General features: G+C 39.0%; 11 protein-coding genes. 6 read left to right on the top strand and 5 right to left on the bottom strand.

All coding sequences use genetic code 11. The annotated features are described in order from the left end of the window. Window positions 1-469: 469 nt before the first annotated feature. Entirely contained in the window at window positions 470-1,822 is a 1,353-nt protein-coding gene (locus ACIQXP_RS15950) for a PhoH family protein (protein ID WP_387506072.1), read from the top strand. 20 nt (window positions 1,823-1,842) lie between these two features. On the opposite strand, the gene ACIQXP_RS15945 is transcribed toward ACIQXP_RS15950, so the two are convergent. Together ACIQXP_RS15945 and ACIQXP_RS15940 are read right to left on the bottom strand one after the other, a co-directional pair. Beyond that, a complete protein-coding gene (locus ACIQXP_RS15945; RefSeq protein WP_293742271.1) occupies window positions 1,843-2,235 on the bottom strand; it encodes a hypothetical protein in 393 nt (130 codons plus the stop codon). A gap of 13 nt (window positions 2,236-2,248) precedes the next feature. Then, the gene (locus ACIQXP_RS15940; RefSeq protein ID WP_293742272.1) at window positions 2,249-3,460 is read right to left on the bottom strand and encodes a TCR/Tet family MFS transporter; all 1,212 of its coding nucleotides are present in this window, start codon (window positions 3,458-3,460) and stop codon (window positions 2,249-2,251) included. Window positions 3,461-3,902: 442 nt separating this feature from the next. Between ACIQXP_RS15940 and gyrA the strand changes: the two genes are divergently transcribed. From gyrA to ACIQXP_RS15915, 5 genes are all read left to right on the top strand, one after another. Beyond that, window positions 3,903-6,506: a DNA gyrase subunit A gene (gyrA, locus tag ACIQXP_RS15935; RefSeq protein ID WP_293742273.1), complete on the top strand. Its 2,604-nt coding sequence runs from the start codon at window positions 3,903-3,905 to the stop codon at window positions 6,504-6,506. A gap of 27 nt (window positions 6,507-6,533) precedes the next feature. Further along, window positions 6,534-7,622 (top strand): tetratricopeptide repeat protein, encoded by a 1,089-nt coding sequence (locus tag ACIQXP_RS15930; RefSeq protein ID WP_293742274.1) that lies wholly within the window; start codon window positions 6,534-6,536, stop codon window positions 7,620-7,622. A 98-nt stretch (window positions 7,623-7,720) separates the two neighbouring features. Further along, window positions 7,721-8,866: a tetratricopeptide repeat protein gene (locus ACIQXP_RS15925; protein WP_387506075.1), complete on the top strand. Its 1,146-nt coding sequence runs from the start codon at window positions 7,721-7,723 to the stop codon at window positions 8,864-8,866. A 349-nt stretch (window positions 8,867-9,215) separates the two neighbouring features. Next, window positions 9,216-9,602 carry a hypothetical protein gene (locus tag ACIQXP_RS15920; protein ID WP_387506076.1) on the top strand — a complete coding sequence of 129 codons (387 nt, stop codon included), beginning with the start codon at window positions 9,216-9,218 and terminating at the stop codon, window positions 9,600-9,602. A 67-nt stretch (window positions 9,603-9,669) separates the two neighbouring features. Further along, window positions 9,670-10,368 carry an endonuclease V gene (locus ACIQXP_RS15915; RefSeq protein ID WP_387506077.1) on the top strand — a complete coding sequence of 233 codons (699 nt, stop codon included), beginning with the start codon at window positions 9,670-9,672 and terminating at the stop codon, window positions 10,366-10,368. Window positions 10,369-10,466: 98 nt separating this feature from the next. On the opposite strand, the gene hemF is transcribed toward ACIQXP_RS15915, so the two are convergent. From hemF to ACIQXP_RS15900, 3 genes are all read right to left on the bottom strand, one after another. Next, complete coding sequence (gene hemF / locus ACIQXP_RS15910) at window positions 10,467-11,381, bottom strand: oxygen-dependent coproporphyrinogen oxidase (RefSeq protein ID WP_387506079.1); 915 nt, start codon at window positions 11,379-11,381, stop codon at window positions 10,467-10,469. Window positions 11,382-11,493: 112 nt separating this feature from the next. Beyond that, window positions 11,494-12,726 (bottom strand): MFS transporter, encoded by a 1,233-nt coding sequence (locus ACIQXP_RS15905; RefSeq protein WP_387506081.1) that lies wholly within the window; start codon window positions 12,724-12,726, stop codon window positions 11,494-11,496. A 231-nt stretch (window positions 12,727-12,957) separates the two neighbouring features. After that, window positions 12,958-14,031: IS1182 family transposase (locus ACIQXP_RS15900; RefSeq protein ID WP_387506083.1), on the bottom strand; the 1,074-nt coding region annotated here is incomplete at its 5' end.

Raw genomic sequence — 14,031 nt, 5'->3', positions numbered from 1 at the left:
TCATATCAAATACGGAGTACTTTGAATGCTGACAAAACAATCCAAAAGAGATAAAGAACCGAAAGGAAAATTATTTCGGATCGTTTACAGGGAAAACGATTAATTTCAGAAAGGGTAAAACCAAGTAAGAATATATATTAACATCGAAAGATTGGACAATAAGAAAATCGCACAGGCCCAAACAGCGCTTATAGAAAGCTACGAAGTTTACGGACAGATGAGCTGGAAATAAATTTTCACGAATCGTAAAAGTTGAAAAACCTCACGATACCGGAAAGATCAAAGTAAATAAGATTTGATGCTTTAAATATAACTACGGTTATTTTAAAGTTAAACGGGGAACTCAATCGAAAGAAGAAGGTCCCCGTTTTTATTTTGAACCCAGGTGTTGGCGCATCCTGAGGTAGCATCCATTGTAAAAAAATCAAGGAATTTCCTTTATTTAATGCTTAAACATTAAATTTACCAAATGGCTAAAAAAGGTAAATCATTCTCCGGTCTGTCAAAAAAGATATTTGTTCTTGATACCTCGGTCATTTTATACGATCATGACGCGATCAACAACTTTCAGGAGCATGATGTAGCCATTCCCATCCAGGTTTTAGAAGAACTCGATCATTTTAAAAGCGGTAATGATACCCGAAATTTCGAAGCCAGAAGTTTCATCCGCCTTATTGATGAAACCTCAAAACAAAAACTCATCAGCGATTGGATTTCACTAAAAAGTCACGATTTAGGAAAATTTAAGGTCGTTTTAAATGAAAAGTCATTAACTGTAAATGCAGAAGAGGTTTATGGTAAAGGTAAAACCGATCATAAAATTTTAAACGCAGCATTAAGTTTAAAGGAAGAATATCCAGATAAAAAAGTAGTACTGGTATCTAAAGACATCTGCCTGAGGTTAAAAGCAAAAGCTCTGGATTTACATGCAGAAGATTACGAAACAGGGAAGATCAAAAACGTAGATGAACTCTATGCCGGAAAAACCGAGATAGCTGATTTTCCGATTGAAATTATAGAGAAGGTAAAAAAACAATCATTTATTGATGCGGCTGAAATAACACTACCGTCCAAAAATGGCAATCATTTTTACGTTTTAAAAAATAAGCGGAAAACGGCGAGTGTATTTTACAACCATAATTTGCAGACCATTTCGGCGGTCTCTACCGATGCCATTTTTAAAATTAAACCTAAAAATATTGAACAGGCATTCGCCATCCACGCGCTTTTAGATCCGGAAATTAAACTGGTAAGCGTACAGGGCAATGCCGGAACTGGTAAAACATTATTGGCCCTTGCCAGTGCGTTGGAACAGCGTAAAAATTTCAGGCAGATCTATGTCACCCGGCCTATTGTTTCACTGAGCAATAAAGATATTGGTTTCTTGCCGGGCGATGCAAAATCTAAAACAGATCCTTTTATGGCGCCCATTTGGGATAATTTACGTTTTATCAAAGAGCAATTTATTGGCGACGATAAAATGTCGGAAAAGATTGATGAACTGATTACAACCGAAAAAATAGCCATCGCACCCCTGGCATTTATCAGGGGCAGAACCCTCACCAAAATCTTCTTCATCATTGATGAGGCTCAGAACTTAACACCGCACGAAGTTAAAACCATCATTTCAAGGGCAGGAGAGCATACTAAAATTGTTTTCACTGGTGATATTTATCAGATTGATACACCTTACCTCGATTCGGAAAGTAATGGGTTGTCTTATTTAATCGAAAACGCCAAAAACCATCCGCTATATGCGCATATTACCTTACAAAAAGGAGAGCGGAGTGAGTTGGCTAATCTGGCAAATGAGTTACTCTAACTTTAAATGAATTCATTAAATTATTTAAGTTTTTTCATTCTGATATCATCTGGATTTGATGTTAACGGAAATCCTCTATGCATGAAATAGTAATCGTTTCTAATATTCTTAATTTGTATTATCCAATCCCCATTTTTAATAAAGGATAAACCCTTCCCTCTGGTGTTTTTCTCAAAATACAAGGTAATGGTGTGTTCGTCAGGAAATGCTGTGTTACACAACTGATCTGTAAATTCAGTGGTCACTATAGCTTTATATTTACTATTGACTTTATAGATTTTAATTTTAAAATCCCCCTGATAACTCACCGTATAGGTTCCTTCCCAATGGATTGTTTTGCTTTGAGCATGGCATTTATTCTCAATAAAAAATAAAGAATAAAGCAAAAATGTAAATCGTAATATTTTTTTCATCAATATACTTTTGTCAATGGTGCTTTTGCAAAGATCTAATCGCGATAAACAACCCAATTAGCGTTAACACCGCGCTTAATATGAATGGTGCTCCGGGGAAATAAACCGGTGCTTTCCCTTCTATAAAATACGCAAATATATGGGTCATTACCCAGGGCGCAAATATGGCTGCCAAACTTTGTAAACCGGTTAAAACACCTTGCATTTCACCCTGGGCATTGGCAGGCACCTGATTCGAAATCAGTCCTTGCATGGCAGGTCCGCCAATTCCGGCCAAACCGTAAGGAAGCATAAACGCAAACATCATCCAGCCTTTAGATGCGAAAGCAAAGGCTACAAAGCCGATTACATATAAAATAAGACCGAAATAAACTGCTTTCTTTTCACCTATTTTTGGTAAAATTATCCTGATTAATCCGCCCTGTACAATTCCGATAACCAAGCCCACAAAGCCTAATGAGTAACCCACCCATGCCGCATCCCAGTTAAATTTCTCCATGGTGTAAAATGTCCAGTTGGATTGAACCGAATGGCTGGAAAAATACAGCAAAAATAAGGTAGCCATTAAGCCCGCCAATGCCGGATATTTACCGATACTCCGTAATGAGCCAATGGGGTTTGCCCTTTTCCAGTCAAAAGCCCTGCGTTTCTCAACAGGTAACGATTCCGGCAGTATAAAATAACCATAAAGCCAGTTCACTAGGGACAAACCTGCAGCGATCATAAATGGTACCCGGGTGCCAAAATGGCTAAAAATACCACCTAAAACAGGGCCTAAAATAAAACCAACACCGAATGCAGCGCCAACCAGCCCAAAATTCTGCGCCCTTTTTTCGGGAGCTGAAACATCTGCAATGTATGCCTGGGCGGTAGTAAAACTGGCACCTGTGATACCTGCAATGATACGTCCTACAAATAGCCACATAATGGAAGGGGCAAACGCCAAAAAGATATAATCGATACCTAAACCAAACAAAGAGCTTAATAATACGGGTCTTCTTCCGTAACGATCGCTCATTGAACCGATAATTGGAGCGCTCATAAACTGTACTGATGCATAGGCCAGTGTAAGCCAGCCCCCGTATTCTGCGGCCAAACCGAAACCGCTGCCGGTCAAATCCTGTATAAGCTTCGGTAACACAGGGATAATGATCCCAAAACCTGTAAAATCAATCAGGAGGGTGACCATAATGAAACTCATTGCAGATTTCTTATTGTTTGCCATCTTTAAAAGGTTGAAAAACAAAAGTATCAGAATTACTTAAGAATGTAAATTTTAGTTCCAGAAAACTGAGCGGTCTAAATCAGCATATCATACACAGTCGCTGTTCATAAACCTGATATAGCGGAAAGCCCACAGCGAGGTACGAGTGAGGACATGGAGCGGTAGCAGGGCTGCAGGCCGCCACTAAAACAGTACTCTACATTTTCAAAAAAATCATCAATCCAAGCAGGCAAACCTGTCAAATTTCAAAAACCTGACAGCTTTTAGATTAAAAACTCTTAAACTGGCCTTCAATAACTTAAAATCCGCCCAAGAGTAAAAAACCTATGGCAACGGTCAAAAATTTTCCACAATGCCTTAATCCGGCTAAATTTTGCTAAATTCGCAAGGTTATAATAACACCCTTTTTTAATATCGTTTCAAGTAGCGAGAATAATAATTTATGGCAGAAGATTTAGAGAATCAGCAGAACGACAAAATCATTCCAATTAACATAGAAGAGCAGATGAAATCGGCCTACATTGATTATTCAATGTCGGTTATCGTATCAAGGGCATTGCCTGATGTACGCGATGGATTAAAACCGGTACACCGCCGTGTTTTATATGGCATGCTTGATCTTGGTGTAACCAGCAATAAACCACATAAAAAATCTGCCCGTATTGTAGGGGAGGTTTTAGGTAAGTATCACCCACATGGTGATGCATCAGTATATTTTACCATGGTACGTATGGCCCAGGATTGGAGCTTGCGCTATCCTATGGTAGATGGTCAGGGAAACTTTGGCCACATTGACGGCGATTCTCCGGCGGCAATGCGTTATACGGAGGCGCGTTTTTCGAAAATCGCTGAAGAAATGCTTGCCGACATCAATAAAGATACGGTAGATTTTCAGTTAAACTTTGATGATACTTTACAGGAGCCGACTGTTTTACCTGCAAAAATCCCTAACTTATTGGTTAACGGATCCTCTGGTATTGCGGTAGGTATGGCCACCAATATGGCACCACACAATTTAACCGAAGTAATTGATGGGGTGGTAAATTATATTGACAATAGGGATATTACCATAGAGGAATTAATGAAGTTTGTAAAAGCTCCTGATTTCCCTACGGGCGGTATTATTTATGGATATACTGGTGTAAAGGAAGCTTTCGAGACCGGCCGTGGACGTATTGTTATGCGTGCGAAAGCTGAAATTGAAAGTATTAAAGACCGTGAAGTAATTATTGTTACCGAAATTCCTTACCAGGTTAACAAGGCCCAGATGATTGAGCGTACCGCTGAATTGGTAGGCGAGAAAAAACTGGAGGGTATTTCCAACATTAAAGACGAATCGAACAAAGATGGTATCCGTATCGTGTACGAAATTAAACGCGATGCCAATGCCTCTATCGTTTTAAACAACCTATATAAATATACGGCCTTACAAACCTCTTTCAGCGTAAATAATATTGCACTGGTAAAGGGACGTCCACAAATGTTGAATCTTAAAGATTTGATTGTACATTTTGTGGATCACCGCCATGATGTAATCGTTCGTCGTACCAGATACGAACTGGCTGAGGCTGAAAAACGGGCACATATCTTAGAGGGTTATTTAATTGCTCTGGATCATTTAGATGAAGTAATTAAATTAATCCGTGCTTCCGAAACACCAGACGAAGCCCGTTTAGGCCTGATGGAGAAATTCGGGTTGAGCGACCTTCAGGCACGTGCTATCCTTGATATGACTTTACGTCGTTTAACCGGACTAGAGCGTGATAAGATCAAAGAAGAATATGCCGAACTGATGAAAACCATCGAGTATTTGAAATCTATCCTGGCAGATGAAGGTTTAAGGATGAAAATCATTAAAGACGAGCTGGAAGAAGTAAAACAGAAGTTTGGCGATGAACGTAAAACCACCATCGTCCACTCGGCTGAAGATATGAGCATGGAAGATTTCATCGATGATGAAGAGGTGGTGATTACCATATCTCATGAAGGTTATGTTAAACGCACGCCGGCAAGCGAATTTAAAGCACAGGGCAGGGGCGGAAAAGGTTCTAAAGGCAGTACCTCAAGAAATGAAGATTTTATTGAGCACATGCTGGTGGCTACCAACCACAATTATATGTTATTCTTTACCGAAGCTGGAAGGTGTTTCTGGTTAAGGGTATACGAAATTCCGGAAGGTTCGAGAACCAGTAAGGGAAGAGCGATACAAAACATCATTAATATTCCAAAAGAAGAGAAAATCAAAGCCTATATCAAAGTTAAAAACCTTAAAGACCAGGAATATTTAGAGAACAATTTTATCATTATGTGTACTAAAAAAGGTACCATTAAGAAAACTTCTCTTGAAGCATATTCACGTCCGCGTGTTAATGGTATCAATGCCATTAACATTAACGAAGGCGATATCTTGTTAGAGGCTTGTTTAACCAATGGCGAAAGCGAAATTGTAATGGCATTGCGGTCAGGCAGGGCCATCCGTTTCAACGAAAAGACCGTTCGTCCGATGGGTAGAACCGCTACAGGTGTACGTGGTGTCAGGCTTGCACATGACCAGGATGAAGTTGTTGGCATGATTGCTGTAAACAATCCTGAGGTTACGGTGTTAGTAGTATCAGAAAAAGGATATGGTAAACGTACCGACATTGAAGATTACCGTGTAACCAACCGTGGTGGTAAAGGGGTAAAAACGATTAACGTTACGGAAAAAACCGGACAATTGGTTTCTATAAAAGACGTTACTGATAGCGAAGATCTGATGATCATTAACCGTTCGGGAATTGTCATCAGAATTCCGGTTTCAGCATTGAGGGTAATGGGACGCGCCACACAAGGGGTTCGTTTAATCTCATTAAAAGGTGATGACGAGATTGCTTCAGTAACAAAAATCGACCATGAGGAAGATGAAGAAGAAACAGTAGATTTAACTGATGTGGTAGTTACAGACGGCGAAGAGCTGGAAGCGGATACTTCACCTGACACTGATGATACTGAAACTGAAGAAGAAGAGGGGGAATCAGATAATGAAGCGGAAGAAGAAGAAAATTAAACTAAAAATAAGATTAGCATAAAAATTATGAAAAAAGTATTTCTAAGTATAGTTTTAGCGGGTGCGGTAAGCGCTGCATTTGCTCAGAAAAGTGAAGTTAATGCCGCAAAAAACGATTGGAATTTGTTTCAGATCACTAACTCAAGTGCATCAACTCCATTAGCAAAAAAACTTGAAGCTTTGGCAAAAGGTTTAGCCCATACAGATAAAGCTATTGCTGATGAGAAATCTAAAGTAATGCCTGAAGCATGGTCATACCGTGCACTATTTGCTTCCTCCGCAGCAATTTTGGATTCTACCAGTGCTGCAAATGCTGATGCGAATTTAAAAATTGCCCAGGATGCAATTGTTGAAGCAAAGAAATTAGATACCAAGGGTAATGAAAAAGATAACATCAGTTTAGCAGAAACCAATGTCAGCAACGCTGTCAGAAATGCTGGTGTAATTGCCTATAATAAAAAAGATTACAAAACCGCTTACGAGAAATTTTTGGCTGCGACTGTAATTAACCCACAAGATACTTCGATGTATCTGAACGCTGGTATTGCAGCGAGAAATATAGAGGATTATCCGGCGATGATTACTCAGTTTAAAAAAGTGATTTCTCTAAATTCACCTCAATCTAAAGACTTATATTCTGAGATACTGAATGCTACTTTAAGTAAGCAAAAAGATACTACGGCCGCATTAGCGCTAATCAAGGAAGCTACTGCAAAATTTCCTGAAAATACTGACTGGATCAAAACTGAAACACAGATTTATATTGATAGGGGTGACGCAGCAAAATCTGAGCAGATGTTAACAGCATTGGCTGCTAAGGAGCCAAACAATGCCAGTTATCAGGTTTTATTAGGTAATATCTATTTCAGTCAGGCTTTAAAATTACAAGCCGACAGAAATAAAATCGACTCCAAAAAAGTGAAAGAATTTAATGAAGTGACCGGTAAAATGAATGCTTTGTTGGATAAATCTCTTCCTTTCTACAAAAAAGCTTTAGAAATTGATGCTAAAAATCAAGGGGCTTTGGAAACTTTGAAAACGATCTATGCTTTCAGAAACGATACTAAAAATTACGAAGATATCAAAAAACGTTTAGACGCTTTGCCTAAAGAATAATTCTGATACCGATCTAAAAAAAGAGCCCTGAAATTTCGGGGCTCTTTTTTTTATGTTTATTTTTATCGTTTATTACGGTTTACTACATAATCTAGCTTATGCAAAATTGCTTTAAAATATTATTGATTGCCTTAATTTTCGTCTCTTTTAATGCTGTTGCCCAAAAAAGTCAGATCTTGATTGCCCGAAACGCAGTAGGTAAATTGCAGGCATCTATCGCCAATAAAGAAAATGAAAAAAAGCAATTGGCTATTATAAACGAAGGTTTAAAAGCTATTGAATCTGCAGAAAAAGATAATAAAACAAAAAAATGGGCGGAAACCTGGTCGATCAAATCCTATCTGATGTCTTTCGCCAGCTTAATAGATACTGATCCGAATAATGCCAATAAGTATTATGACAATGCGATTGATGCTGTTGCAAAGGCAAAATCAATCGACCGATACGATGACAATTCAGGCCTGATTAAGGCTTCCAACCACAATATCCTGATCAAAAAGCAAGAAAAGGGCAATGAAGCTTTTTTCAACAACGATTTTAAGGAGGCGTTTGCAGATTTGAAGGATGTAGGCGATAATTTCCCTGCTGATACCACCTTGGCACTGAATACCGCCATTTGCGCCTTAAACATCCAGGCTTATGATGAAGCTTTAACTTATTTTAAACGTGCTAAAGAAAACGGGATCAAAAATCCTTCAGTCTTTCAAAAAATGGCACAGATGTATGTAGTTAAATCCGAAACTGAAACCGCCATTAAAACCCTTGAAGAAGGATTGGCACTTAATCCGTTTAACCGTTTTTTAACCAACGACTATATCAACTTGTTGCTGGATACCGAAAATTATAGTAAAGCACAGGGATTGATCGAAAGCAATTTAAAGGTAGAAAAAGGCAATAAGTTACTTTATTTCCTTTATGGATACCTGCAGCAGATTGGCGGCAACAACGCTACGGCAATTTTAGCATATGATAAAGCATTGTCTACCGATCAGAATTATTTTGACGCTTTGTACCAATTAAGTCTGGCATACATCAATACCGCAAATGAAACGCTGCGTAAAAGCGACGCAGATAAAACCGAAAAATATAAAGGTTTAATTAACCGTGCCCAGTTTGCTTTGCAGCGCGCAAACGAAATTAATCCGAACGATAGAAAAACCGTGCAGTTGCTGATCGATATCTATAATAAAAAAGGAGCAACAAACAAAGTACAGGAACTTAACCGCAGACTTCAGGAATTATAGAAGAAGTTTGAAATTTAAGACAATAGGGTATTGCTAACAAATATAACTTAACATAATATTAATTATAAGACATACCAATCGTAAGAAAGTAAATCGTTTTTGATCTCCACAAGATTTTAAATCTCTGGTCAAAACGCTCCTGTAGAATGTTTTTGAATTTTTGTGGATATTTGACGATGAGCTCAGCATGACCATTTTTTAATCCGTCATCTGGTGGCTCCTGGTACATATTCCTAAAATAGTTAAAGTAATGAAATTTAATACTACTTTAATAGCATTATACATTTAAGCTTTTTAAAAAATAAAAACCCATACGCCGCCAATTAACTACATTTAAATTGATAAAATCTTGGGAAAAATTATAGCCGAAGAAAACGAAAGTCTTGAACAACGCAAACAGGATTTTCAGGATATGGAGTACAAAGCAGATCATTTGGTGGATTTTTTTGCCGACGACCGCGCAAAACTGCTCCATTTTCAGGATATACCAATTTTTAGCGCTGAGCCAATTCATTTGATCGGCCAAATCAGTAAGGAACTCAATGAAATTCCGCTGATAAAAGATGAGGAGGTTGTTTTTGAGAACCATCATCTTTTCTTATTTTCTTTTTTAACCGAACAAGCAAATGGTCAATATCTTGAGGGATCGAAGAAAAACCGTTCAATAAGCTGGAGAAATTCGCCTAGAACACACGCTGTCGATTTAGCTGATTACCGCCCATTAAAACTGTATTGAAGTACTCCCTGCTCCTCTTCAATGAGGTTAATGGAAACAAATTTACTGTTCTAAATGTACTATAACAATGTACGACCATTACACTTTCGAAGAAGCTGCCGCTTACCAGATTGAACTTGCTAAACAATTAAAGTTTCAGCAGCTCCAAAATATTGAAACGATTGCCGGGGCTGATATTTCTTTTAACAAAAACAGCGATACCATGTATGCGGGAATTGTAATACTCACCTATCCTGATATGGTTTTGAGATCTTTCTCGTTAGCAACTTATGAAACCAGTTTCCCTTATAAACCTGGTTTTTTAGGCTTTAAAGAAGTTCCAGCACTTTTAAAAGTTTGGGATTTGATTCCGGTAAAACCCGATGTTGTCGTATTGGATGGAAATGGCATCTTGCACCCAAGGCGAATGGGCGTTGCTTCTCATTTTGGTGTACTTACCCATCAACCCACTATTGGGTGTGCCAAAAGCATTTTATATGGCGACAACCACTTGCCTGATAAATCTAAATTTAGCACCACCGAAATTAAAAGTAATGGCGAAATATTGGGTTATGCTTTAAGAACTAAAGACAATAATAAACCTGTTTATATTTCAGCCGGACATTTAATTACATCTGAGCAAGCTTTAGCCCTAATTAAAAAATGTGTGGGAAATTACCGGATACCGGAACCAACCCGGTTGATACATGATATTGTAAATGATTTCAGAACCGGTAAACTGAAAGCTGGTTTTCATGAAGTATCGGCACCCTTAACGCTATTTTAATTCAAAGCCAATATGCTGAAACTTGTTCATCATTTTCTGTACGAAAGCACTTGAAATAAATACAATAGTCATCGGATCAGGGTGACGATACGATCAACCTAAATCCAGTTAATCCCTTTTTTAAGCAATTGCAGCGTTTTGTATTCTTCTGAATCTATTGCTGGCTGCACATTGTAGCCCCAATTGGCCTGTGGCGGTAAACTCATTAAAATCGATTCGATCCGGCCATTGGTTTCTAAGCCAAATTTTGTTCCTGAGTCGTATACCAAATTAAATTCTACATACCGGCTACGACGTTGGTATTGCCACTCTTTCTGAGTTTCGGTAAATTCCTTATCCCGGTTACGGTCAATTAATTCGGTATAAATCGGTAAAAATGTTTCACCAACGTTGACAGAGAAATCTAGAATCTGTTCCCATGACAGATTGGTATTTTCAGGTTTCAAGCGATCATAAAAAATGCCGCCAATACCCCTTGTTTCTTCACGGTGTTTAATAAAGAAATAATCATCAGCATGTGTTTTAAATTTTGAATAAAATTCAGTGCTGAAATCGTCGCATGCCCGCTTTAATTTATGATGAAAGAAACGGGCATCGTTCTCGAAAACATAATGCGGTGTTAAATCGATACCGCCACCAAACCAACGCGTCTCCTCATTGAGTTCAAAATAACGGATATTCATATGAATGATCGGTACCAGTGGATGATTTGGATGGATTACGATGGAAACGCCTGTAGCAAAAAAATCATCTTCATTAACCTTGAAGGCTTTTTTTACCGCTTCCGGCAGCTTACCATGTACAGCAGAAAAATTCACGCCACCCTTTTCGATGATTGCGCCATTTTGCATAATCCGGGTACGCCCGCCTCCCCCGCCATTTCTCTCCCAGAGCTCTTCCTCAAATTTTCCTTTGCCATCTGCAATTTCCAGTCCCCTGCAAATTTCATCCTGTATTTGCTTATACCTTACTGCTACTTCTTCTTTGAACATGATGATTTTTTCTATTTCCATACAAATTTAAAGCTAATAAGGCAGCTATATTGATTTATGTTTATATAGTACATTGTGTTGACATTGCTTTTTAACCAGTTGTCTTTCGTTTCCGCTCTCCCGAATCCTGTGGCTAATGTTCCAGGTAATTAAGGTCTTTATTAAAGCTTTCTTTTAAATAGGCAACAGAAATCATGGCAATTACGGTTACAATCCCCATCACAATAAAACCGGCAGATACAATGTTGTAGCGATGCACAAAAAATTCGAAAACAAACGTGATCGGAATCAAAGCGCCACGTACAAAATTGGGCGCTGTAGTGGTAACTGTTGAGCGGATGTTTGTACCAAACTGTTCGGCAGCAATGGTCACAAACGTTGCCCAATAACCAACTGCAAAACCCATAAAAAGGCAGATCAAGATAAAATTACTTTCTGTTAAACCAGTACTATTTAAGTAAACCATGACGGTGATTACCGATAAACTTTGAAAAATAAGTACTGTTTTTTTACGCGATCTTAAAACCTGTGCTAACACACCACAAACCACATCGCCAATGGCAATACCAAAATAGGTATACATAATGCCGGTTCCTGCATTCAAGGCATCCTTAGCGCCCAATGCTTTACCTATTTCTGGTGACTGGGTAACTAAAATCCCGACAATAAACCAGAGCGGAAGGCCCAGACAGATACAGGCCAGGTACTTTAAGAATCTTTTCCGATCAGAAAATAGCATAAAGAAATTACCTTTTGAAACCTGTTTATCCTGCTCAGCATGTTTAAACATACCCGATTCGAAAGTGCCTACACGCAAAAGCAATAACAGCAAGCCCATACCGCCACCTACAAAATAAGACGTTTGCCAGGTAAAATGCTTTCCAATGGTAGCAGCTGCCGCGGCGCCCAGTAAACCGATGCCAGCCACCACCATGGTACCGTAACCACGTTTTTCTTTATCCATGGTTTCCGTAACAAGGGTAATGCCCGCACCCAATTCGCCCGCTAAGCCAATGCCTGCTATAAACCGGATCATGGCATAGGTATGCACATCAGTAGCGAAGCCATTGGCTATATTTGCCAGTGAATACATTAAAATTGATCCGAATAATACTTTGATCCGTCCGAATTTATCGCCTATTATTCCCCAAAGTAAGCCTCCAAGCAACAGGCCAAACATCTGCATATTGATGACGTATTCCCCTTCGGTACGCATATGTGCTGCAGAAACCCCTATATCGGTAAAACTTTTTAAGCGCACTACCGAAAACAGAACGAGGTCGTAAATATCGACGAAATAGCCCAGAGCAGCTACAATAACTAAGAAAATTACATTACGGCTGTTGGTTTTAGCTTGATGATCCATTTAACTATTTGGTTTAATTGGCTGAAAGTACGCATTAACACAAATATTTAAAATAGATTTCTAAAATAAAGGGGGTGTCTAAAAAGGCTCCCTCTTTTTGTTTATAGCAAAAGTTGATTTTTTTCAGCTTCTTATGAATAGCTTTAATTTATGCTTATTTAAATTGCTTGCTGGATCAGATTCTGTTGAAATTGGTTTATCATGATGATTCGGATTGGTTTGACGCGGCTTTTATGCTGCTTTTGCAGCCATTTTTCTTAAGTTATGTGCTATAGCAGCCAATCCGAACTCGACATTTACTTTAGGGAGTGTTCGTAGCCTGAACCGATTGAATCGGTTATTGCTTTTTAGTTGCCCAAATACTGCTTCTGGCTCTATTGCCCTGTTTTTTCTGAGCTTGACACCTTCTTCGCTCAACAGCTTTTGCTTTACCTTTTCTTTAAAAGCCCTTAAGGTATGGTTGACCTCAATTTTACGGTCTCCATCGCCTTTATAGCACATCTCCCTGAGTGGGCAGCCTTTGCAACTGTCGGTTTTATAATAGCTTACCTTAGATTTATAGCCAAGATCTGAAACACGTTCAGATTCCCCTATTTTGATCATACGCTTGCCTGCCGGACAAATAAAGTAATCTCCCTGAGCATCGTAAGGCAGGTTTGATGCATGATAGACATTATTTTTAAAGCCGCGTTTCTCTTCCTTATGGAAGTAATTGTATTTGACAAAAGCCTCAATTCCATTATCCTCCATCCACTTATAGTTCTGCTCGCTTCCATAGCCTGAGTCTGCAACCACTTTCTTGGATTGTTTATGATAATGTTCCTTGAACTGCTCCAGATGAAGGGATAGGGTGGCCGTATCCCCGGCACGCTGGTGAATGGAAAAATTGGTAATAAACTGGTTTTCGGTACTGATCTGGGTATTATAGGCCGGTTTAAGCTGGCCATTTTTCATGTGGTCTTCCTTCATCCGCATGAAAGTGGCATCCGCATCGGTCTTGCTGTAGCTGTTGCGTGTGCCTAAAGTTTCCAGTTGCTGTTCGTATTTCTTCAACCGGGGAAGTGCGTCTTTTTCAAGCTCCTTAACCGCTTTTTTCTGTGGTTTGTTCAGCTCGGCCAAGCGATCGTTCAATTGGTCTATTCTGCTTTTGAGTTCCGCTGAACTTACAGGGACCTTCTGTTTTTCAGGTGAGGAAAGTTCAGCTTTATCCTGCTTTATAGAACTGTCTATATCGCCAAGTACCCTGGTAATCTTCTCTTCCAGCTTTGCCTTATTCTTCTCTGTGGAACCCTTCCATACAAAGGT

Source organism: Pedobacter suwonensis (assembly GCF_044762335.1).
Taxonomy (GTDB): Bacteria; Bacteroidota; Bacteroidia; order Sphingobacteriales; family Sphingobacteriaceae; genus Pedobacter.
This window is presented reverse-complemented; position numbering and strand designations above follow the sequence as displayed.

What these genes read in the sequence shown, in the direction of transcription:
- ACIQXP_RS15950 (WP_387506072.1), top strand. Translation starts at nt 470, where the DNA reads ATGGCTAAAAAAGGTAAATCATTCTCCGGTCTGTCAAAAAAGATATTT.
- ACIQXP_RS15945 (WP_293742271.1), bottom strand. Translation starts at nt 2,235, where the DNA reads ATGAAAAAAATATTACGATTTACATTTTTGCTTTATTCTTTATTTTTT.
- ACIQXP_RS15940 (WP_293742272.1), bottom strand. Translation starts at nt 3,460, where the DNA reads ATGGCAAACAATAAGAAATCTGCAATGAGTTTCATTATGGTCACCCTC.
- gyrA (WP_293742273.1), top strand. Translation starts at nt 3,903, where the DNA reads ATGGCAGAAGATTTAGAGAATCAGCAGAACGACAAAATCATTCCAATT.
- ACIQXP_RS15930 (WP_293742274.1), top strand. Translation starts at nt 6,534, where the DNA reads ATGAAAAAAGTATTTCTAAGTATAGTTTTAGCGGGTGCGGTAAGCGCT.
- ACIQXP_RS15925 (WP_387506075.1), top strand. Translation starts at nt 7,721, where the DNA reads ATGCAAAATTGCTTTAAAATATTATTGATTGCCTTAATTTTCGTCTCT.
- ACIQXP_RS15915 (WP_387506077.1), top strand. Translation starts at nt 9,670, where the DNA reads ATGTACGACCATTACACTTTCGAAGAAGCTGCCGCTTACCAGATTGAA.
- hemF (WP_387506079.1), bottom strand. Translation starts at nt 11,381, where the DNA reads ATGGAAATAGAAAAAATCATCATGTTCAAAGAAGAAGTAGCAGTAAGG.
- ACIQXP_RS15905 (WP_387506081.1), bottom strand. Translation starts at nt 12,726, where the DNA reads ATGGATCATCAAGCTAAAACCAACAGCCGTAATGTAATTTTCTTAGTT.